This window comes from Clostridium gasigenes (assembly GCF_017348895.1).
GTDB classification, from domain to species: Bacteria; Bacillota; Clostridia; order Clostridiales; family Clostridiaceae; genus Clostridium; species Clostridium gasigenes.
The window spans coordinates 3,083,075-3,105,148 of the sequence record NZ_CP071376.1; the positions used below are offsets into that span (position 1 = coordinate 3,083,075).

Annotated in this window: 23 protein-coding genes; 19 read left to right on the forward strand and 4 right to left on the reverse strand. The window is 27.8% G+C overall.

The features are described 5' to 3' along the window. Positions 1-12 precede the first annotated feature (12 nt). The 16 genes from J1C67_RS14355 (at position 13) to J1C67_RS14430 (ending at position 13,721) form a co-directional block, all read left to right on the forward strand. On the forward strand, positions 13-1,455 hold the full coding sequence (locus tag J1C67_RS14355) for a UDP-N-acetylmuramoyl-L-alanyl-D-glutamate--2,6-diaminopimelate ligase (protein WP_167864960.1): 1,443 nt from the start codon (positions 13-15) through the stop codon (positions 1,453-1,455). A 14-nt stretch (positions 1,456-1,469) separates the two neighbouring features. Continuing rightward, complete coding sequence (locus J1C67_RS14360) at positions 1,470-2,834, forward strand: UDP-N-acetylmuramoyl-tripeptide--D-alanyl-D-alanine ligase (protein WP_089965622.1); 1,365 nt, start codon at positions 1,470-1,472, stop codon at positions 2,832-2,834. A gap of 35 nt (positions 2,835-2,869) precedes the next feature. Beyond that, a complete protein-coding gene (gene mraY / locus J1C67_RS14365; RefSeq protein WP_089965625.1) occupies positions 2,870-3,844 on the forward strand; it encodes a phospho-N-acetylmuramoyl-pentapeptide-transferase in 975 nt (324 codons plus the stop codon). A gap of 83 nt (positions 3,845-3,927) precedes the next feature. Then, positions 3,928-5,046: a stage V sporulation protein E gene (gene spoVE, locus J1C67_RS14370; protein ID WP_089965628.1), complete on the forward strand. Its 1,119-nt coding sequence runs from the start codon at positions 3,928-3,930 to the stop codon at positions 5,044-5,046. A 151-nt stretch (positions 5,047-5,197) separates the two neighbouring features. Beyond that, positions 5,198-5,962, forward strand: coding sequence for a cell division protein FtsQ/DivIB (locus tag J1C67_RS14375; RefSeq protein WP_167864961.1), 765 nt, complete (start codon positions 5,198-5,200; stop codon positions 5,960-5,962). A gap of 170 nt (positions 5,963-6,132) precedes the next feature. After that, a complete protein-coding gene (locus J1C67_RS14380; protein WP_167864962.1) occupies positions 6,133-6,855 on the forward strand; it encodes a DUF881 domain-containing protein in 723 nt (240 codons plus the stop codon). Between the two features lie 15 nt (positions 6,856-6,870). Beyond that, a complete protein-coding gene (locus tag J1C67_RS14385; protein ID WP_089965636.1) occupies positions 6,871-7,221 on the forward strand; it encodes a small basic family protein in 351 nt (116 codons plus the stop codon). Further along, positions 7,222-7,929: a DUF881 domain-containing protein gene (locus J1C67_RS14390; RefSeq protein WP_167864963.1), complete on the forward strand. Its 708-nt coding sequence runs from the start codon at positions 7,222-7,224 to the stop codon at positions 7,927-7,929. Between the two features lie 80 nt (positions 7,930-8,009). Next, positions 8,010-8,666 carry a YggS family pyridoxal phosphate-dependent enzyme gene (locus J1C67_RS14395; RefSeq protein WP_167864964.1) on the forward strand — a complete coding sequence of 219 codons (657 nt, stop codon included), beginning with the start codon at positions 8,010-8,012 and terminating at the stop codon, positions 8,664-8,666. A gap of 12 nt (positions 8,667-8,678) precedes the next feature. Continuing rightward, positions 8,679-9,131 carry a cell division protein SepF gene (locus J1C67_RS14400; RefSeq protein WP_089965643.1) on the forward strand — a complete coding sequence of 151 codons (453 nt, stop codon included), beginning with the start codon at positions 8,679-8,681 and terminating at the stop codon, positions 9,129-9,131. 51 nt (positions 9,132-9,182) lie between these two features. Continuing rightward, positions 9,183-9,407: a YggT family protein gene (locus J1C67_RS19915; RefSeq protein WP_167864965.1), complete on the forward strand. Its 225-nt coding sequence runs from the start codon at positions 9,183-9,185 to the stop codon at positions 9,405-9,407. Next, positions 9,407-10,177 carry a YlmH family RNA-binding protein gene (locus J1C67_RS14410; protein WP_167864966.1) on the forward strand — a complete coding sequence of 257 codons (771 nt, stop codon included), beginning with the start codon at positions 9,407-9,409 and terminating at the stop codon, positions 10,175-10,177. Before J1C67_RS19915 ends, J1C67_RS14410 begins: the two co-directional genes overlap by 1 nt. A gap of 17 nt (positions 10,178-10,194) precedes the next feature. Next, positions 10,195-10,797 (forward strand): DivIVA domain-containing protein, encoded by a 603-nt coding sequence (locus tag J1C67_RS14415; protein WP_089965650.1) that lies wholly within the window; start codon positions 10,195-10,197, stop codon positions 10,795-10,797. Between the two features lie 131 nt (positions 10,798-10,928). Next, positions 10,929-11,840: an RluA family pseudouridine synthase gene (locus J1C67_RS14420; protein WP_167864967.1), complete on the forward strand. Its 912-nt coding sequence runs from the start codon at positions 10,929-10,931 to the stop codon at positions 11,838-11,840. An 82-nt stretch (positions 11,841-11,922) separates the two neighbouring features. After that, positions 11,923-12,468 carry a bifunctional pyr operon transcriptional regulator/uracil phosphoribosyltransferase PyrR gene (pyrR, locus tag J1C67_RS14425; RefSeq protein ID WP_089965654.1) on the forward strand — a complete coding sequence of 182 codons (546 nt, stop codon included), beginning with the start codon at positions 11,923-11,925 and terminating at the stop codon, positions 12,466-12,468. Positions 12,469-12,563: 95 nt separating this feature from the next. After that, the gene (locus tag J1C67_RS14430; RefSeq protein WP_089965657.1) at positions 12,564-13,721 is read left to right on the forward strand and encodes a THUMP domain-containing class I SAM-dependent RNA methyltransferase; all 1,158 of its coding nucleotides are present in this window, start codon (positions 12,564-12,566) and stop codon (positions 13,719-13,721) included. 94 nt (positions 13,722-13,815) lie between these two features. On the opposite strand, the gene J1C67_RS14435 is transcribed toward J1C67_RS14430, so the two are convergent. After that, a complete protein-coding gene (locus tag J1C67_RS14435; protein WP_167864968.1) occupies positions 13,816-15,555 on the reverse strand; it encodes an Rqc2 family fibronectin-binding protein in 1,740 nt (579 codons plus the stop codon). 242 nt (positions 15,556-15,797) lie between these two features. Between J1C67_RS14435 and J1C67_RS14440 the strand changes: the two genes are divergently transcribed. Then, complete coding sequence (locus tag J1C67_RS14440; RefSeq protein WP_167864969.1) at positions 15,798-16,778, forward strand: hypothetical protein; 981 nt, start codon at positions 15,798-15,800, stop codon at positions 16,776-16,778. A 122-nt stretch (positions 16,779-16,900) separates the two neighbouring features. Next, positions 16,901-17,923: a GspE/PulE family protein gene (locus J1C67_RS14445; RefSeq protein WP_167864970.1), complete on the forward strand. Its 1,023-nt coding sequence runs from the start codon at positions 16,901-16,903 to the stop codon at positions 17,921-17,923. A 138-nt stretch (positions 17,924-18,061) separates the two neighbouring features. On the opposite strand, the gene J1C67_RS14450 is transcribed toward J1C67_RS14445, so the two are convergent. From J1C67_RS14450 to J1C67_RS14460, 3 genes are all read right to left on the reverse strand, one after another. Next, entirely contained in the window at positions 18,062-19,054 is a 993-nt protein-coding gene (locus tag J1C67_RS14450) for a DUF4238 domain-containing protein (protein ID WP_167864971.1), read from the reverse strand. A gap of 66 nt (positions 19,055-19,120) precedes the next feature. Further along, on the reverse strand, positions 19,121-19,783 hold the full coding sequence (locus tag J1C67_RS14455) for a GIY-YIG nuclease family protein (RefSeq protein ID WP_167864972.1): 663 nt from the start codon (positions 19,781-19,783) through the stop codon (positions 19,121-19,123). A gap of 365 nt (positions 19,784-20,148) precedes the next feature. Then, positions 20,149-20,511 (reverse strand): hypothetical protein, encoded by a 363-nt coding sequence (locus J1C67_RS14460; RefSeq protein WP_167864973.1) that lies wholly within the window; start codon positions 20,509-20,511, stop codon positions 20,149-20,151. Positions 20,512-21,867: 1,356 nt separating this feature from the next. Between J1C67_RS14460 and J1C67_RS14465 the strand changes: the two genes are divergently transcribed. Beyond that, positions 21,868-22,017 carry a hypothetical protein gene (locus J1C67_RS14465; RefSeq protein ID WP_167864974.1) on the forward strand — a complete coding sequence of 50 codons (150 nt, stop codon included), beginning with the start codon at positions 21,868-21,870 and terminating at the stop codon, positions 22,015-22,017. The last annotated feature ends 57 nt before the right edge of the window (positions 22,018-22,074 follow it).

Genomic DNA, 22,074 nt, shown 5'->3' on the forward strand with positions numbered 1-22,074 from the left:
GGAGATGGTGAGATGAAACTATTAGAATTATTAAATGGAGTTAAATATGAGGTAGAAGGTGGATCTTTAAAAAGGGAGATAAATAATATTCAATATGATAGTAGAAAAATACTTGAAGGGGATATGTTTGTTTGTTTAAAAGGATTTGAAGTTGATGGACATGAATATGCTCAAAAGGCTGTAGATCTTGGAGCTAAGGTAATAGTATGTGAGGATGATGTAGAAGTTAAGGGTAATGATATTACTATTATAAAAATTAAAGAAGGAAGAAAGATTTTAGCTATTATGGCTGCAAATTATTATGGACATCCAACTAAAAAACTTAAGTTAATTGGAGTAACAGGTACAAATGGAAAAACTACAACAGTTTATATTTTAAAATCTATATTAGAAAAAGCTGGATTTAAAATAGGGCTAGTAGGAACCATTGCAAACTATATTGGGGAAGAAAAGGTTAAATCTGAAAGAACAACGCCAGAATCTCTAGAACTTCAAAAACTATTTAGTGATATGGTAAGTGCTGGTTGTGAATATTGTGTTATGGAAGTATCTTCACATTCATTAGAATTAGATAGAGTTTATGGATGCGAATTTGAAACAGGCATATTTACTAATTTAACTAGAGATCATTTAGATTTCCACAAATCTTTTGATAACTATTATAATGCTAAATTTAAATTGTTTATGAGAAGTAAAACCGCAATTATTAATATAGATGATAATTATGGATATAGAGTTTTAAACGATGCTAAACAAATAGAAGGCAAAAAAATAATTACTTATTCGATTAATAACGAAAGTGACTTTAGAGCAACTGATATTCAATTAAAGAAAAGTGATATTCATTTTGTAGTAAACGGAACTGAATTTAATTCTGCCCTTCCAGGTAAATATAATATATACAACACATTAGGAGCTATTGCTTCACTAAAGTCGTTAGGAATTAAAAACGAGTTTATAGCTGAGGGACTAAAAAAGGTTGTAGTGCCAGGTAGATGTGAGAGAATAGGTCATAAATATGATATACCTTATGAAATAATTATAGATTTTGCACATACTCCAGATGGATTAAAAAATATATTAGAAACATTAAAAGAATTCACAACTAATAGGCTTATTGCTGTTTATGGTTGTGGTGGGGATAGAGATAAGGTTAAACGTGCAGAGCTTGGTAGAGTAGGAAGTGAAATAGCTGATCTTGCAATTATAACGTCAGATAACCCAAGAAATGAAGATCCTATGTTAATTATAAAAGAAATTATTTTAGGAATTAAAAAAACCAATTATTTAGCTATAGAAAATAGAGTTGAAGCTATAAAGTTAGCTTTAAGTATGGCTGAAGAAGGCGATGTTGTAGTTATGGCTGGAAAAGGCCATGAAAACTATCAAATAACAAACGAAGGTGTAATAGACTTTGATGAAAGAGAAATAGTTGATAAAATTTTAAGAAAATAATCTGAGGTGATATTTTGGAACTAAATTTTTTAGAGATAGTAAAAGCAATTAATGGTGAAGTTTTAGTGGACAGTAAGAATAATAACTTTAATTCACTTTGCATAGATACAAGAAAAATAGAAAAAGATAATATATTTTTAGCAATTAATGGTGAGAATTTTAATGGTAATAGTTATGTAAAAGAGGCATTTGAAAAAGGTGCATCTATAGTAATTATTGATGAAATACTTTTTGATATTGAAGAATTAGAAGATAAAGGAACTATAATAAAGGTTAATAATACTTCCGTGGCATTATTATCTCTTGCAAACTATTATAGAAAAAAATTAGGAATAAAGGTTGTAGGAGTAACAGGATCAACTGGGAAAACTTCAACAAAAGATTTAATTGCATCATTTTTAAGCGATAAATATAAAGTGTTTAAAACAAAAGGTAATTTTAATAATCAAATAGGATTACCACTTATGATACTTGAACTTGATAGTAGTTATGATGTAGCAGTATTAGAAATGGGAATGAGTGACCTCGGTGAGATCCATACACTAGCAGAAACAGCAATTCCAGATATTGCAGTTATAACGAATATAGGGCTTTCTCATATAGAAAATCTTAAAACAAGAGAAAATATATTAAAAGCAAAAATGGAAATAATAGATTTCTTTAATGAAGATAATGAACTTATCCTTAATGGAGAAGATAGTAATTTGAAAAATATTAATTCTAAATGTTTTAAAATTACAAAAACAGGATATAATCATGAATATGAAGTCTATGGGACTAATATTATACTAAAGGAAGAAGAAACTGAGTTTGAAGCTCATTTAAATGGGAAACATCACAAATTTACGTTGCCAATGGCAGGTAAGCATAATGTATTAAATGCAATGCTAGCTATAAGTGTAGCAAACAAACTTGGAGTAACCTTCGAAAGTATGGAAAAAGGTATAGCTAATCTAGAAGCAACATCAATGAGATTACAACTTATAAAAAAAGATAAGTTTATAATTATTAATGATTGTTATAATGCAAGTCCAGATTCTATGAAATCATCATTAGATGTTTTAAATACTTATAAATCTGGAAGAAGAATAGCTATTCTTGGAACCATGAACGAGCTAGGACATGAAGCCTTTAACGCTCATAAAGAAGTAGGCGAATATGCATCTGATAAAGTAGATAAATTAGTTGTAATAGGAGACTATAAAGATAGCTTTAAAGAAGGATTTAATGGTGAGGAAATTGAGATTTATACTACAAAGGAAGAATTTATTAGCAATGTACAAACACTAGTTAAAGAAAATGATATATTACTGGTTAAGGCTTCAAGAGGAATGAAGTTTGAGGACATTGTAAATTCTATTAAACAAATCTCAATATAACGAAGGAGGTGAACTGCCTCTTTAGGCAGTAAAACATGGGGGAGAAATTAACCGAAATAATAACATCAAACTTAGCGATAGCATTAGTACTAGGATTTATTTTTGCACTAATACTTGGACCTATTACAATACCAATACTTAGAAAATTAAAATTTGGTCAAAATATAAGAAAAGAAGGACCTCAAAGTCATTTGAAAAAAGCAGGAACTCCTACAATGGGAGGAATAATATTTATTTTATCAACTGCAATTGTAATGCTAATTATGAGATTTAAGCCTTCAGACGAAGCAATGATAGCTTTATATGCATTTATAGCATTTGGAATAATCGGATTTCTAGATGATATTTTAAAAATTATAAAAAAAGATAATGAAGGGTTAAAATCATGGCAAAAAATGGCTTTGCTTTTAATTTTTTCAGGAGCTATAGCTTGGTATGGATACATTTATTTAGGAACTACTATAATAATACCATTCGTTAATAAGGAAGTGCCACTTGGTTTATTATACATACCTTTTGTAATATTCTATTATGTAGGTACAACTAATGCTGTAAACCTAACAGATGGTTTAGATGGGCTTGCAGCAACAGTTACTGTTTTAGTACTTACATTCTTTGGAGTAGTTGGGTTTATGATGAAACAAGAATCTATAGCAGTATTTTCATTAGCGTTAGCAGGTGGGTTACTTGGATTTCTAAGGTATAACGCCTACCCAGCAAGGGTATTTATGGGCGATACAGGTTCACTTGCATTAGGTGGTGCCGTAGCAACTATTGCACTAGTGCTTGAATTACCATTAATACTTTGTATTGTTGGTGGAATATATGTTATAGAGACAATATCTGTAATATTACAAGTTGGGTCATATAAGTTAAGAGGTAGAAGACTATTTAAAATGGCACCAATTCATCATCATTTTGAACAAGAAGGATGGCGTGAAACTAAAATAGTTACAGTTTTTGCAGTTATAACAGTTTTATTATGCTTTATAGGCTTTGTTGCCCTTTAAGGGATCTTCAAAAAAAACTAGTCAAAATTTTTGACTTGTTATTTTCTTTTAGCTCCCGAATCAATTAATTTGGAGGAGTTTTTATGAGGAAAAAAAGGCTTAAAAGTAAAATGGGTGAAATAGATTATGGTGTATTTTACTCAGTTTGTATACTTTTAGCAATCGGAGTAGTTATGGTTTACTCCGCAAGTTCGTACTATGCCATGTTTAATGAAGGAGATAGTACTTACTATTTAAAAAAACAACTAGTCTGGAGTGTAGCTGGAATTGTAAGTATGGTTTTTATGATGTCTTTTGACTATCATAAATTTAAAAAGATAACACCTTATTTATTGTTAATAACACCTGTGTTATTAATAGCCGTACATTTTTTCCCGTCAGTTAATGGAGCAAAAAGATGGATTGTACTTGGTCCATTAAGTTTTCAACCTTCAGAACTTGCAAAATATGTAGTTGTATTATTTTTAGCATTGAGCATTGATTTAAAGGGAGATAATATTAAGAAGTTTACAAAAGGGGTATTACCTTGTTTATTAATAGCAGGTCTTTTTTCAGGACTTGTTTTAGCTCAAAAAAATTTAAGTATAGCAACTATAATAATGATAGTTACATTAATAATGATTTTTGTTGGTGGAGCAGATATTAAAGATTTATTTTACAAAATTGCACCAGTATTAGGGATAGCAGTGGTTGGATTTATATTTGGAGAATCATATAGACTTAGAAGATTAATGAATTTCACAAATCCATGGAAAGACCCTGCAGGTGATGGATATCAATTAATACAATCATTTTATTCACTAGGTGCAGGAGGATTAAATGGATTAGGGCTTGGACAATCAAGGCAGAAGACATTGTATATGCCAGAACCACATAATGATTTTATATTTGCTATTATTGGCGAGGAAGTAGGATTGATCGGATGTCTTTTCATAATTTCACTCTTTATATTTTTTATTTGGAGAGGAATTAATGTAGCTATGAAGGCAAAGGATAGTTATGGAACATTATTAGCAGTTGGAATAACATCTATAATTGCAGTTCAAGCAATTATAAATATTGCAGTTGTAACTGGTTCAATGCCAGTAACTGGTGTGCCCATGCCATTTATTAGTTATGGAGGAAGCTCTCTTGTAATTAATATGATCGCTATGGGAATACTTTTAAACATATCACGACAAACAGAAGGAAAAGAAATTTAAATAATATAAGAAAGAACATTTTTTTAGCTAAAGACTAAAGAAATGTTCTTTTTATGTAGAAATGTTAAAATTAATAAATTTATAATGAAAAAAAATAAAAAAAGTGGTATTATTAATAGTAATTAATATGTTTAGAAAAAATAGGAGAATTATGAATAAAGCGCAAGAATTTAGAAGGTTAAAAAAAAGAAAAAAAATTATTAAAAGATTAGTTATATCATCAATAATAATCGTCACTGCAAGTATAGTTTTTATTTATAAAGCACCAATATTTAATGTTAAGCAAATAAATTTTACTGGTATTACAACAGTTAATGAAAAAGAATTACAAGATGGATTAAAAGATTATTTAGGAAAAAATATATTTACTGTAGATTATAAAGAAATACAAGAAAAAATATTAGCAAATCCATATATAAAAGAGGTTAAAATTAATAAAAAAAGTAATGCTATTTTAAATATATCAATTAAAGAAGGTAAAGTAGCTTACTATATACAAGAAGGTGAAATTTATAAAGCTATAACTAATGATGGTTTTTATGTAGAACAATTAAAAACATTGGAGGGTAGAAATCTAGTTAGTATAATTGGTGCAAAGGATAATGGAAAAGAAGTTGGACAAAAAATAATAGATGATGAGAATACAAGTAAAATTTTAAATGCCTTTCATCCAATTATTAAATCTAATATTTCAGAGCTTAGAATTGAAAGATTAGATATATCGGATATTTTAAATATAAAAGGATATATTAAAGGGGTAGAAATATTATTTGGAGATGATGAAGATTTAGTAAGAAAGAATGATAAAGCCGGGAAGATTGATAAAGTACTTAGTATTTTAGAACAAAAAAATATACAAAAAGGATACATAGATGTAAGTTTTGATGGACCACCAGTGGTGAAAATTGAATCTTAGGAATCTGAAAAAAATAACAAATCAAATATTCTGAGGATATTTTATGATAGGTGACTAACTTAACCTTGGCATAGATAGTTTAGGTAAAGGTTGGTTTGATGAAGAATAGTACAAAATAGACCGGAAGTTGATTAATTATTGTTTAACACTCACTTAGTAAGGGGGAGAAAATGAGAAAATCTACATCGCAAATTGTTGTTGCAATAGTGTGTGCGCTACTAGGGTTTTTGCTAGCGTATCAATTTAAGTTATTAAATAAAAGTGAAAAAAATAATTTGAATCAACCCAATTCAGATATTATATCAGAAATAGAAGGTCTTAAAAAACAAAAAGAAGAACTTGTGCAAAATAATACTAAGATTTTAGATGAACTTAAAAAAATAGAAGAAGCTGCATCTAAAAATGGAGAAGTAGAAGGCGAAATAAAGAAAAATCTTGATAATGCTAGAATGCATTTAGGGGTTGTAGATGTAATAGGACCTGGAATTATAATAACACTTAATCCTAAAACAGATATATTTGGGGGAAATGCAAATGATACTAGTAAAGGAATAAGTAATATTGAACTAGTCCACATTGTAAATCTTATGTGGACTTCAAGGGCCGAAGCTATTTCAATAAATGATTTTAGAATAACACCACAAACTGGAATTATATTATCAGGTAATTTAATTAAAATAGGCTCAGCTGGACAAATAAATCCGAAAGAGCAAATTGTTATAAAAGTTATAGGGGATAAAGGAAAATTAAATGCAGGAGCAACATTTGGAGGAGCACTTGATTTTGGGCAACTAAAAATTTATAATAATGATATAAAACAAAGTGAAGATATATTAATAAATAAAACTACACAATCATTAAGAACTGATTTTATAAAACCTGTAAAAGAATAGGGGAGGGAAGATATAATGATTGCATTTATAGGACTGTTAGTAGGAATCCTTTTAGGGTTATTAGTAGATATAAATATACCAAATGCATTTTCACCATATATGTCTGTTGCTATTTTAGCCTGTTTAGACTCTGTGTTTGGAGCAATGCGTGCATCAATATCCAAAAATTTTCAAGCTGACATATTTTTATCTGGATTTTTTGGTAACGCGATACTTGCAGCTGGGCTTGCATATTTAGGTGATAAACTAGGAATACCGATATATATTGCAGCGGTAATAGTTTTTGGAGGAAGAATTTTCAATAACTTTGCAGTTATTAGAAGATTAATGATAGAAAAGGCGAGATCACATAAGAGAGGTGATTAAGTGAAAAATATAAGTGGGAAAATAGTAGCGTTTATAGCAACCTTAATCATAGGTTTTATAATTGCAATAAATATAAAATTAAATAAATCACCTTCCCTTAAGCAATTAAGTACCAAAGAATATAAAGATGCAATAGATGAAAGAAATAAATTGTTTAAAGACTTAGAAACATTAAGAACTGAAAATGATTATAGTAAAGATAAGATAAATAGTTATACACATGATGATAAGAAACAAGAAAAATTAGTTAAAGATATGTTAGCTCAAGTAAATGATTATGGGATGATAACAGGACTTTTACCAGTAAAAGGTGCAGGTATAGTTATTAAAATAGAAGAGACTTCATATAAAACTTCAAGTGCGATATTTCATAATAATGATGCAGCTATGGTGTTAAATGAAATTAGAACTGCAGGGGGGGAAGCTGTTGCTTTAAATAATCATAGAATAATACCAACTACATCAATAAGATGTGATGGGCCTTTTCTTGAATTTGATAATGATGTAACAGAATATTCTCCATTTTGTTACTATGTTATAGGAAATCCAGAACAGTTAAAGTTGAAGTTAACTGAAGAAGGAAGCTATATAAACAAACTAATAATTCGTAAATTGAAAGTAGAGATTGAAGTGAAAGAAGAGATTATTATTCCTTCATCTGCTCAGCCGTTTGATACTGCATTTATGAAGGAAAATAAAATTCAATAAAAACTTAAAAAAATAAAGGAAAATCGGTTTTCTTGAAGAATATAAATAATAGCAAATGTTTCTTTTAAGGAGGAGATGCTTTGGGTATTAAAAAAAATATACAAAATATACAAAAAGAAATACCAAAAGATGTAACATTAATAGCAGTATCAAAGACAAAACCCTTAGAGGATTTATTAGAAGCATATGATTTTGGCATTAGAGATTTTGCCGAAAATAAAGTTCAGGAATTAGTATTTAAAGAAGAAAATTTTCACAAAGATGTTAGATGGCATTTTATAGGTCTATTACAAACTAATAAAGTAAAACATTTAGTAAATAAGGTTCACTTAATACATTCGCTTTCAAGTATTAGTCTTCTTTTAAAAATAGAAAAGGAATTTCAAAAAGCAGATAAAATTGCAAATACTTTAATTCAAATAAATATTGGTAAAGAAGAAAGTAAAAGTGGAATATTAGAAGAAGAATTGTTAGATTTTATAGATATAGTTGAGAAGTGCAAGTTTGTAAAAGTAAAAGGATTAATGGTTATCATCCCAAAGGGGAATGATGAAATTAATAAATGTTATTTTAATAAAACAAAAAAAATATTTGATGAGCTTAAGGAAAAAAAATATAAAAATATATCAATGGAAATATTATCAATGGGAATGTCTAATGATTATAAGGCAGCTATTGATGAGGGCTCAACACTGATAAGAATTGGAACAGGAATATTTGGAACAAGAAACATTTAGGGGGAAGTAAAAATGGCAAATATGTTTGGAAAATTTAAAGACATTATAGGATTAGGTGAGTACGAAGAAGATTTTGATGATGTAGACGCTGTAGAAAATGATGAGAATATAGATCCTGTTGAAACAATGATACAGTCTCAATCAACAAAGGGAAACAAAGTAGTTAACATACATTCAGCAGCAACAGCTAAAGTAATGGTAACAAAACCAACTAATTATGATGATGCAAGAGAAATTTCAGAAGCTATAAAAGGCAGAAAAATAGTAGTAGTAAATGCAACAGGCCTAGAAACTAAAGTAGCTCAAAGATTAGTAGATTTCATAAGTGGATCATGTTACGTATTAGGAGCACAATTACAAGAAATTGAGCAAAGAGTATATTTATTATCACCATCAAATGTTGAGGTTACAAGTGAATTGAAAAATGAATTAAGTTCAAAAGCATTATTTAACTGGAATAAGTAGGAGGCGTTTATTATAAATATAATAGTCATATTTGTACAGTTATTAAGTGGATTGGTAGAAACAACAATATTAGTTGAAATAATATTGTCGTATATTCCAAGTATTAGGGAAAAATCTTTATTTCAATTACTAAAATCTTTTAACTTTCCTATTTTAGAACCTTTTAGAAGATTACAACAAAATTTATTTGGTATGAATAGAATAGATTTTTCTCCTATACTTGCAATATTATTTATAGGCTTTATTAGAAAATTTATATTTAAGATGCTATTATAATGATAAGTAGAGATTATGTAATTAAAGCTTTTTCTAAGGATGAAAGCATGGAAGCTTTAAGAGTATATGATAAATTTAGATTAGCTAGTGAAAAGGATATTACTGTATTTACTAATTCGTTTATGCCACCAAATATTTGGAAATATTACTATGAAAATTTCAATAGTAATACATTTAAAGTGGAGACAAATGGCTTTTTTCAAGAGTGTGAAAGAAGAGTAATAGCATTTAATAATTTATATGAAGCTGAGTATCCTGTAGTAATGTTATTAATAGAAAGTAATTCAAACTTCAGCGAATTGAATCATAGAGATTATTTAGGCTCAATTCTTTCCTTAGGAATAGAAAGAGAAAAGATTGGTGATATAGTTATAGATAAAAATAAAGCATATGTACCTGTAATGGATGATATATGGACTTATATTTACAATAATCTTACTACAATAGGAAAAACTCCAGTTACAGTAAGTGCTATAAAAAAATATGATGATGTTCCAATAGTTAAGTTTCAAGAGATTGTAATTATAGTCTCCTCTTTGAGAATAGATAATTTTATTTGCAAATTAGCGAAAATATCTAGGGGGAAGGCTATAGATCTTATTGAGACAGGTAAAGTTTTAGTTGACTATGGTAAAGTGAAAAATAAAAGCCAAGAGATATCAAAAGACACAAGAATAACTATTCGAGGAATTGGAAAGTTTATTGTGGGAGATGTTATAGGCGAAACTAAAAGTGAAAAACAAAGAGTTATAATAAAAAAATACACATAATTTATAGAGGTGATAGTATGAAACTTACTCCAATGGATATTAATAATAAAGAATTTAAAAAAGTTTTAAGAGGCTATAAGTCAGAAGAAGTAGATGAATTTCTAGATGAAGTAGTTGAAAATTACGAAGAAGTTTTTAAAGAGAACTCAAGATTAAAAGAAAGTCTATCAAGATCAACAGAGCAAATAGAACATTATGAAAAAATAGAAAATACTATTCAAAATACACTTTTATTAGCACAAAATGCTGCAGAGCAAGCAAGAGAAAATACACAAAAAGAGGCAGATATAATACTTAAGAGTGCTAATGATACTGCACAAAAAATATTAGATAAATCTCATAGTGATGTAATTCAAATTAATGATGAGTATGAGAAGGTTAAACAAGAATTTATTAAATTTAGAGCTAAGTTTAGAAATTTTATGAATACTCAAACTCAAACATTTAATGAATTAGAAAGAGAATTAACTAAAAATTATAATGTTTCTAAACCAATAGAAGAATTAGAATTAATTGAAGAAAAAGGTATTGAACTTTCAAATAGCAATATAGAATATATTAAAGAAGAAGTTTATACAGATGATATGGACGAAATAAAAAGCTTTTTTGCAAAGAAATAATACATAAAAAAAATCCGTATTTTACGGATTTTTCTTTTTGAGTATATAATATATTTAATGTATTGAGTAACTTTGATTAATATATTATAATGTGTTGAGAATTAAAATATTAAGAATTGGAGATTTAACATATGGAAGAATTAAATTTTATAATAAATGAAGAAAATAAAGGGGAAAGAATCGATAAATATATTTCTAATATAATAGACGGAAAATCAAGATCATTTTTAAAAGGGCTTATAGATAATGGATCAGTAACTGTTAATGGAAAGGTTCAAAAGAGTAATTATAATGTGAAATGTGGAGACAATATAACTGTTGTTATGCCAGAGCCAATGATTTCAAATGTAACCCCTGAAAATATTGAGTTAGACATAGTTTATGAAGATGAAGATCTAATAGTAATAAATAAACCAAAGGGAATGATTATTCATCCAGCTCCGGGAGTGTATACTGGAACATTAGTTAATGCATTACTATATCATTGCAAAAACTTATCTGGCATAAATGGGGTTATAAGACCTGGAATTGTACATAGAATTGATAAAGACACTACAGGTATAATAGTAGTAGCTAAAAATGATGAGGCTCATGCTTTTCTTTCAGATCAATTTAAAGAACATACTATTAAAAGAGAATATTATGCTTTAGTAGAAGGAAAATTTATGAAAACAGAAGGTTCTGTAGATAAGCCTTTAGGAAGACACAAAAGAGATAGAATAAAAATGGCTATAACATCAGATGGTAAAAGAGCAGTAACTCATTATGAAGTTTTAGAACAATATGATAATGGAACATCTCTTGTAAAGTGTAGCTTAGAAACAGGAAGAACACATCAAATAAGAGTACATATGGCATCTATAAGTCATCCTGTAGTTGGAGACACTATCTATGGACTAAAAAAACCAAGATATAAGTTAGATGGGCAAGTATTACATGCTAAGACACTAGGGTTTATACACCCAACTAAAAAGGAATACATGGAATTTAATTCAGAATTACCAAGTTATTATGAAGACATATTAACTAATTTAAGAAAATAATAAGGTATATTAAAAAATAATAGTCCGAGGTGAGCTGTATATTGATTAGCTATTTTTTGAAGGTGCCTAAGGGGGAGTTATAATGATCTTAAAAGCAAATCTTCTAGATGAAAAAGCAGTTAGAAGAAGTTTAGTAAGAATTTCACATGAAATTATTGAAAAAAATAAGGGCGTTGAAGAATTAGTTCTAGTTGGAATTAAAAGAAGAGGATACCCACTTGCAGAAAGAATAGGAGCTCACATTGAAAGTATTGAAGGTGTTAGTGTGCCTGTTGGTTATGTTGACATATCTTTATATAGAGATGATATAACTGAAATAAAAGATATGCCAAAAGTTAATAACAGTGATCTAGGGGTCCCTATTAAAGGGAAAAAAGTAATTTTAGTTGATGATGTACTATTTACCTGTAGAACAGCACGTGCAGCTATTGATGCTATTATTGATGTCGGAAGACCACAATCAATACAACTTGCTGTACTTATTGATAGAGGGCATAAGGAACTACCTATAAGAGCTGATTATGTAGGGAAAAATATACCAACATCAAAATCAGAGATTATAGCAGTGGAAATAGAAGAAATAGATGGAGTAGATTCAGTTAAAATTTATGAAGGCACCGTAATATAAGGCACTTTTTTTAATTACTGCTTATTATTTTAAAAAGTGTAAGGGAGCTTCAAAAAAACTAGTCAGCTCCCAAATCAACATAAAAGGAGTAAAAAATGGAATATAATTTAATTGCAACAACTACCTTTGGATTAGAGGCTATAACAGCTAAAGAACTTAAGGCTTTAGGATATGAAAATTTACAAACGGAAAATGGCAAAGTTTATTTTTCAGGAGATGAAATGGATATTGCAATCGCGAATATTCATGTAAGAACTTCTGACAGAATATTAATAAAGATGGCTCAATTTGAAGCTAGATCCTTTGAAGAATTATTCCAAGGAACTAAAAAAGTTAATTGGGGTGGTTTAATACCAAAGGATGGAGTAATGCATGTTGTTGGTAAATCAATAAAATCTACTTTACATAGTGTTCCAGATTGTCAATCAATTGTAAAAAAAGCTATTGTTGATAGTATGACTAATTCTTATGGAATAGAGCGATTTGAAGAGTCAGGTCCAGTATATAAAATAGAAGTTGCTATTTTAAAAGATGTTGTTACATTATCAATAGATACTTCAGGACCTGGACTTCATAAAAGAGGGTACAGAGAAGTTGCAGGAGCCGCACCTCTTAAAGAAACATTAGCAGCAGCAATGGTGTTGATATCAAGATGGAAGGAAAGTTTTACTCTTATAGATCCATTTTGTGGTTCAGGTACTATTTTAATAGAAGCTGCAATGATAATGCAAAATATTGCACCTGGATTATGCAGAAGTTTTGTATGTGAAACTTGGCCAACTATGGGGAAAGAAATGTTTGAGCAAGTTAGAGATGGTGCAGAAAAAGCTATAAAGAAAAAGGATATTAAATTAATTGGTTATGATAATGATGAAAATGTATTAAGAGTAGCTAGAAATAATGCTATGAAAGCTGGAGTAGCTAATTATATAGATTTCCATAAGAGAGATTTTGAAACATTCTCAAGTAATGATAAGTATTCATTTATAATTACTAACCCTCCATATGGTGAAAGACTTGGAGAAAAGAGTGAGATAGAAGAACTTTATAGAATATTTGGAATATATAAAAATAAGTTAGATAATTGGGATTTCAATATATTAACATCACATGAGAGTTTTGAAAATATATTCGGAGTTAAATCATCAAAGAATAGAAAACTTTATAATGGAACTATAAAATGTTACTATTATCAATATTTTGATAATAAACTTATTAAAAATAATGGTGATATGGTAATTAATAATATTTAATTATAATTTAAAAACAGAAAAAATATTTAGGCAGTTAGAAAGTGATTAGTTCACTTTCTAACTGCCTAATTTTTAGTATATAATAAAAAAATGATTATATTTGAGTTAATGTTTCTATTAATTTAGTATAGTAACTAGGTTCAGTATAAAGACTATAGTTGGTATGATAAATAACCATACCAGGCTTTGAACCATTAGGTTTTTTTAAATTTTTTACTAAAGTGTAGTCAACAGGTACTTTAGTAGAATTTTTAGCTTTACTATAAAAGGCGGCAAGTATTGCAGCTTCTTCTATAGTTTTATCAGGAACATGTGGGGCAGAAACTATAACATGAGATCCTGGAATATTTTTTGTGTGAAACCATAGATGATTATTACTTGCAAACTTCAAACTTAAATAATCGTTTTGAAGGTTGTTTTTGCCAACATATATATCTAAACCATCAGAAGATATAAAATGAAGAGGTTTAGATGATTTATCCTTTTTACCATTTTTATTAGTTTTCTTAAATCTTACATAACCAGTTTCTATAAGTTCATTTTTAATATCATTTATTTCAACGTAGTTATCACAATTTTGAATATTAGTAAAAACAGAGTTTAGATATTGGAGTTCACCATCATTTTGCTCTAACTGATAAATAGCAGATTCTTCAGATTTTTTATATTTATTATATTTTTTATATAATAATTGAATGTTTTCAGAAGGGGATTTAAATTCATCCAATGGAATTGTTAAATATTCCTCTTCTTCACTATAAAAATTAAGAAGATTAGCTTCTTTGTCACCTTTCTTGAGAGTATAGATATAGGAAGTTAATAAGTCACCCTTTATTTTAAAAGATTCTTTTTCTTCACATTCTTTTAACATATTATAAAGTTTTTTAGATTTTTTATTACACCTATCTATATTAGTTTGAATTAATCTTTGCAAATCTATAGATTTACTATTTAAACGCTCTTGTTTATCGCGAATAAGAAAAAATTCTTCTAAAAGTTCACTAGGGTTCTCAAAAGTTAAAACAGAATAAGTATTTTCTAAAGCATCTAATGGAAGACAATAAAAATCTTTATATAATGAATCTGTTTTATAAATCCTGTATGAAAAATTAGTTTCTAAACTTGAAATAAAATTGTTAATAAAATTATAAAGTTCATCAATAGAAAAATTTTTATTTTCTTTTGATAGAGAATTAAAAAGATTGTAGGACAAAGGTTTACTTATTCCAGTAAATACGTTAGTAAAAACTAATTCAGACATACATATATCATTAGTAGAAAAATAGTCTTTTAAGTTATCTAATGTAAAATTAAAAGGATTAAGTCTTGATGAAGCTGGTGGATAAACATAATTTACACCAGGATAAAGGACTCTAAAACTATTTATATCAGGTGTTATATGTTTAATACATTCCATAACTTTATTATCACGCTCTCGAATAAGAGTTATATTACTATGTCTACCCATAATTTCTACAATTAAAAAGTATTTACTATCAAAACCTAATTCATCAGTAGACTCTATATTAAGCTTTAATATACGATCTCCACTTAGTTGTTCAAAGGAAGTTATTTTTCCACCAATTAGATATTTCCTTAAAACCATAGTAAAAGTTGAAGCCTTAAGAGGATTAACTTTATTTGTGTTTGTAATATGAATTCTTGGAAATTTAGAAGATGCAGAAATTAATAATTTTAAATTCTTTCTATCTTTTCTAAAAGTTAGAATTATTTCATCCTTTTCAGGCTGATTTATCTTATCGATTTTGGCATTTAAAACTAAATTTTTCAGATTATAGACCAAGCCATGCAAATAGATACCATCTAAAGCCATATTTATCACCCTTTCGTTAGAAATTAACTAAGGCTAGTATAACATTTTATTTGTATATTTATCAATGGCAGGATGTCTATAGGTAATATAAAAAATAGAAGTAATATAAACTATTGTGTTAGTATAAAATGAGATATATAATGTAAAAGATAATAATAATATAAATGGGGATTTAAAGTCTATATTATGAAGAAAAATAAAGAAAATTAAAGGATGTCTAATGTTAGGAAAGAGGTAATGAGATGAAGATTAATAGCAAATATGTACTACTAATAAGTAGTATGTTATCTTCATGGTTATTTATAAATGGGTGTAGCAATACTTTGGAGGCTCCAAGTGAAAAAATTATATTGCAAAAGGGTGCAATAGCTAGAGAAGAAAATGGTAATCATACAAATTATAATTTAACTGAAGGTAAGTATAATAAGTTGGAAATTGATAAAGCAGTAGCAGCATATGATATAATTAGTGGGAATTATATATATGAAAAAGAAGGTAGTGCCTTTATACATTATAAAGATGAAGATATGAAGATATTGGATAAAAACATTATCAATCCTAAATTATCTTCAGGAGGCGATTATTATTCGTATTTTAAAAAAGATAAATATATGCAATTAGTTGTTAAAAGTCTTAAAGATAATAAAGAAATAGAAATTAATACTAATGTTGCAATTTCAGGTAATTTAATGGATTGGAGTAATAATATTATCTATTATGGAATAGATGAAAATAAAACAAATGGAATATTCTCTTATAATATAAGTAATGGAAAAGAAGAACTTATTTACAAATTAGAAAGTGGATATTTAGAATTTTTAAAAGCTTCAAAAGACGGTATAGTATTTTTACAAGGGTCATTATCTGGTAAAAAAATTCTTAAATCAATTGATAAAGAAAAAAATATTAAGATTATAACAGATGAAATTGTTGAGTTAAGAGATATAGAAATTAGTGAAAAAGGAATATTTATATTAGGCAAGATGAAGAATGATAATCAGTCAATTTATGAAGTTAAGGATGGAAAGGTTAATAGACTAATTTATGATTTTCCAAATATAATTAACTTAAAAAAAGGCTTATCATCAGATGAAGTTGGAAATGTGCTTTTTATAGGCAGTACTGATAGTGGTGAAAAAGAAAATATATATATATGTGAAGATGGATATGTTAAAGTTTTGACTAATGATAATTTAAAATATTATTTTGTGGATATTAAATAGATTATAAGAGCTAGAGGTTAGTTTAACCAATAGCTCTTATTTTTTTTATATTATTTTTTAAAAATGAAAATAAATGTATTTAAATTGATTAAATGGTAAATAATTCATAAGAGGTGAATTAAGTGAAAAATAACAAAGTAGAAATTAATGACATTGATTTAAATACTGCAAGAAAAGTTAATAAAGAATTAGCTTTAGAAGAAATGTTTTTACCTATAAAAATTGAAGGAAATAATTTAATAGTAATTGGGGTTAAAAGTAATGAAAGGATAATAGAATACTTGAATTTTATCTTTGCCTTAGAAATAGATTTTATAAAAATAGAAAGTGAAGTTATACAAAATATTATAGATGGGGTTTTTAGTGGTGAAAGTCAAAATCTACATGAAAGTTTTATAGAAAAGGCAATAAAATTAAAGGCATCAGATGTACATGTTGAACCAATGGAAAATGAAGTTCTAATTAGAATTAGAACAGATGGTAAGCTTAGTTTAGATAGAAAAATTAAGCATTCAGAATATAAGGTGTTATTGTCTAAAATAAAAATAATAGCAAACATGGATATTACAGAGAAAAGAAGACCTCAAGATGGCAAGTATAACTTAAAACTAAATAATAATTCTTATGATTTAAGAGTTTCTACTATACTAACAGTTTATGGTGAAAAACTAGTTATAAGAATTTTATATGGAATGAGATTTAATTTTAGTCTAGATAAAATACATTTAACAGAATATCAATTAAAAAAATTAATGAGAATAATATCTTTTAAGAATGGATTAGTAATTATAAATGGTCCAACAGGAAGCGGAAAATCGACAACGTTATATTCTATACTCCAAACTATAAATAATGAAGAAATAAATATCACAACTCTAGAAGATCCTGTGGAAGTTATTATTCCGGGAATTAATCAAATAAGTTTAAATAGAAAAGCTAATATTGACTTTGCAACAGGGCTTAGAAGTATTCTGCGTCAAGATCCTGATGTGATAATGATAGGAGAGATTAGGGATGAAGAAACTGCATCTATGGCTGTAAGAGCCGCCCTAACAGGGCATATTGTTTATTACAATATGCAACATATGAGAAACGTTGATATGACACAAGAGGAAGCTTATAGCTTCCTCTTATTTTGTTCTTAATTTCAATTCTAAAGCACTCTAACTATAAAATGATATAAATACACTGTTAAATTATTTAGCCTTAGGTAGGAGCGTATATAGGAGTTATACTTGAATTGAGAACCTTTAAAATAGATAGTATTTCAAAGGCTAGTATATTCATTTATAGGTAACTCTCGATATATCAATATCTTGTAAATTAGGGTATTTTTTCACAAACTCTAAATCATTATATTTTGAATAAATATACCTATAAGATTGTTGAAGTTGTAATAGATTACAATAATGTACATATTTCTCATCAATATTAAAGAACTTATTCTCCGCCTTTAATGTTGATGAAAAATAGTCTCTTTCTCTCATAACAAGTGCTAGCTTAGGTGTTAATGGAAATATTATTTCCATTCCCTTAGTACTAAGACCTTGTTCTTTCAGACGTCCATTTTTAACTACTGGATTATCTGAAGTGCAAAATGAAATTTCTGTTTCATTTACGGCTATAAACCAAATGCAACTTAAGAAAACGGATTCTATTCCCATAACTATTTCGGGATCCATCAATAAAATGTTATGCCTTAAATTAATTTGACTGTCTTTTAATTTTATCTTAAAATCATCAGAGAAATCGTCCATAACATTCATAAGCCTCAATTTTTTTTTTATTCTTCCTGTCTTAATAGTTTCATATATTTGAACCATCAATTCTTTAGTTTTTTTAGTTCTTAAAAATTGCATTGCTAAATAGTATGCAATTTTTTCTCTTTTATCCTCAGTAATTACATCTCTAGTAGAATATGAACTTTTTGTCATCATAGTATATGATGTAACTATTTCTTTTATTGGAACAAACATTTCAGATTCAATAAAATCAGAAAAGGTATGCTCCATTTGCTGCTTATCTATTTTTTTTATTATTTCAATATCCTCGCTATCCAATTTAATACCAGATTCATTAGCTTCATTAATCACTGTTTCAAAATCTATATCATAGAAAAATCTTTCTGATGCGACCTTCTCAATATTCTGATTTTCACGAATGACACACTTCTTTTTATCAAATAAAGATACCTTTGAGATCTTTTTTCTAGTTTGTGAAAAATATCTTAAGTAACATTGTGGCACGTAATGTTGATTTTTAACAATTTCATTCAAATATATCACCCTCCAATTTTACACTAAATAGACTAATTCATACGATTCTTAGTGTCTAATAAATTATTACTTCAAATTACGATTTTTCATCATTGTAATTGATTGAAGTAAACCACCAGTAATTTTCCCACCAGCAAGTCTATTACACACAAATTTAGCAGAAAATTGATTTATAAATTTATCTTCTCTATCAAATGTTCTTTTTGTTGTATATGCAAAAATCCTTGTAGTATCAAGAGCCCTAAAACTATCACTTGAGAGTATTGAAGAATCAATAGCCCCCATTGGGCACAGAAGCCTATCAAAAGACTTGCTATTACTCCAATGCTGCCTTATACGTCTTTTTATGTTATCTGTTGTGCCTATATATACTTGGTAATATTCATCAAGAACCATTATATAATATCCTGATTTTTGGTCATACAAATTAAGGTCAAACACTTCAACAAAACACTTATTACTTTCAAGAAATTTATTTATTTCTATATTGAATTCATCATGGCTTAATAAAGAAAAATACTCCATACTCAAGTCATAATTTTTTAAACAGTCCTCAAGCTGTTTCGTGCACCATTCATCAGAATATAGTCTACCTTCTTTATCAGCATAAATATCTGCCGAAAAACGATATGAAAATGAATTTTTATTACTCTCTATTGCATATTTTTCTCGTGTTAACTTTAGTCCACGTTTTCCTTCAAGTACCGTTACTCCAAAATGATTTGGCATAAATTATCCTCCTTTTAATTTTATAGAACCTAACCTTTACCATAATAGAATTATATACCAATTTAATCATTAATTATATTTTTAATTTTAATACCGTATTATTCAATTTTCAAAGATCATGCGATATTAAGGCAGCTAATATTATAGATAGCAAAGTATCTAGTTATTATTTTATAGAGCTGTATCCTTAAATAGGAGGAATTATTGAGTATGATTTTGAATCACGGTCAAATAATATTGTATAGTCTCCTTAAGAGGATCTTTATCATTATGATATGAATTTGAGTTGTCTTGATTGAGAACAAAAAAAAGACCATACTACTTAAATTGAATAGTACGGTATTTAGATTAATATTATGTAGCAGTTACTTCTTCTTACGTTTATTATATTTGTGGTTATCAATTTTAACGAAAATAATATAAAGTGTCACTATTGATAGACAATATATTATAGCTATTGCAGGGCCTGAATCTCCAATAATATAACCCCAAAAAAGTACTAGTATACATGACAGGAATACTGCGGCCATACACAAATGATCTATAAAATATATAAATTTTGTTTTATCCTTTTTAACCTTATTTGTTGACGTGTAAGTAGGCTTGGATAGAGATCTTCGTATTTTTCGTTCTTCTTCATTTTCCCCACGATTATCTAATCTATCATCGATTTCTTTTACAGCTTCTCTTGCTAAACATCTTAATATCTCTTTTAAAAGAATACCCATTATTGACCTCCTATTATAATAATTACATTTAATATTATAGCATATTTTTCACATTAAGGTAATTTAATACACAAAATTGTCGTATAGTTGCTAAAGAGTGTTTAATTCATTAGAATAATAGGAATAATTATATAGCAAGATATATTGACGACATATAAAGAATGGTTTTTATATATTGTTGCAGGGGGATGCTTATACCTTTAGATTGATGTATATGAGGTGTTAAGTTATATCTGTAATTACCTAATATTTGACTGTGACAGATTGTCAGAGTCAAATAATATCTGTAATTACCTAATAAATTATATTCATAACGTTGGCAATAAGGTTATGAATATAATTAGTGCCATAGCCGTACAATGAAATTTACACATGGCTCATAATAATTTTATAGATGCCCAAAATATGAAGTAGGAGATTAGTAGCTAGGGGTTAATATGGTTATAGTTCCTTAACTGCCTCTCAGTTCATTCCTGTATGGTTTTAGATGTATATGAGTATTATTGAAGTAGTTTTATATTATATGGATCTCAGAATGGATCTGGAAGCAGTTAGTCATCATGATTCTTACATGCTACGCTACCTCTCCGCATGTAGATCAATATTATTTAGGGAGTAGCTTTGTATTCATATACTCTTTAATTAGTTTTAATAAGCATATATATTTCTTGAAATGTAGAGACAAAAAACAGACATATCCGTCCTAATAAAGCCCTTAACCTAGACTTGGACGTCCAAATGTCGTCATTATACAGATGGCATTATATATAGGTTTCTTAATAAAAAAGGAGACACTGATATACTGATACAAGAGTATAAGAGAAGAGAGAACAGTGAATTGGGCCGATTCATATATAGATGATTAAATTAATAGCTGTTAATTTAATCAATAAATCTTTGATGCCACAAACCTAATTTTAGACATCATATAGTTAACTTGGCCGCCACTTATATATTTATTCATTTAATAGCTTATGAAGCAACAGCAGTCATTATATTGACATCTAATTCTATAAAACCTCTATTATATTACATGTATTAGTAGGCTTCGTCCCTTTTTATAAAACTTTTCAATTTATTTTAAAATAATACTTTACAAGTGTGTACACATATGTTATTATAAATACATAGAAGAGATGCAAACAACATTTCACACCTGAGCAGTAGGCAAGATGAGTAGTAGAGTTTGAAGTTAGCATCTTAAAACGGAGAACATTAAAATAAGTATAACATTATGATCCAAAACGGCATTGGGCTAAATTAAATCTTATTGTTATATGTAGCTAAAATCCACAGAGAAGATGATAGAGAGCATCTAGAACTAAAATAATAAAAATTATAAGGGAGAAGATTAACATGGCTAACAGAACTAAACCTAAACAAAGAAAAATAATGTTAACAGAAGAGAAATCGTTGGAATTAGATGAATACTTATTAAGGAAGAAAATAAGTTTACAAAATTTATTAGAAGAATATATAGATAAATTATTAAATGAAGAAAGATAAACTATTTATAAAGAATTTTAATTTAGTAATATTTAAGTATATGGTGGCAGAAAGACC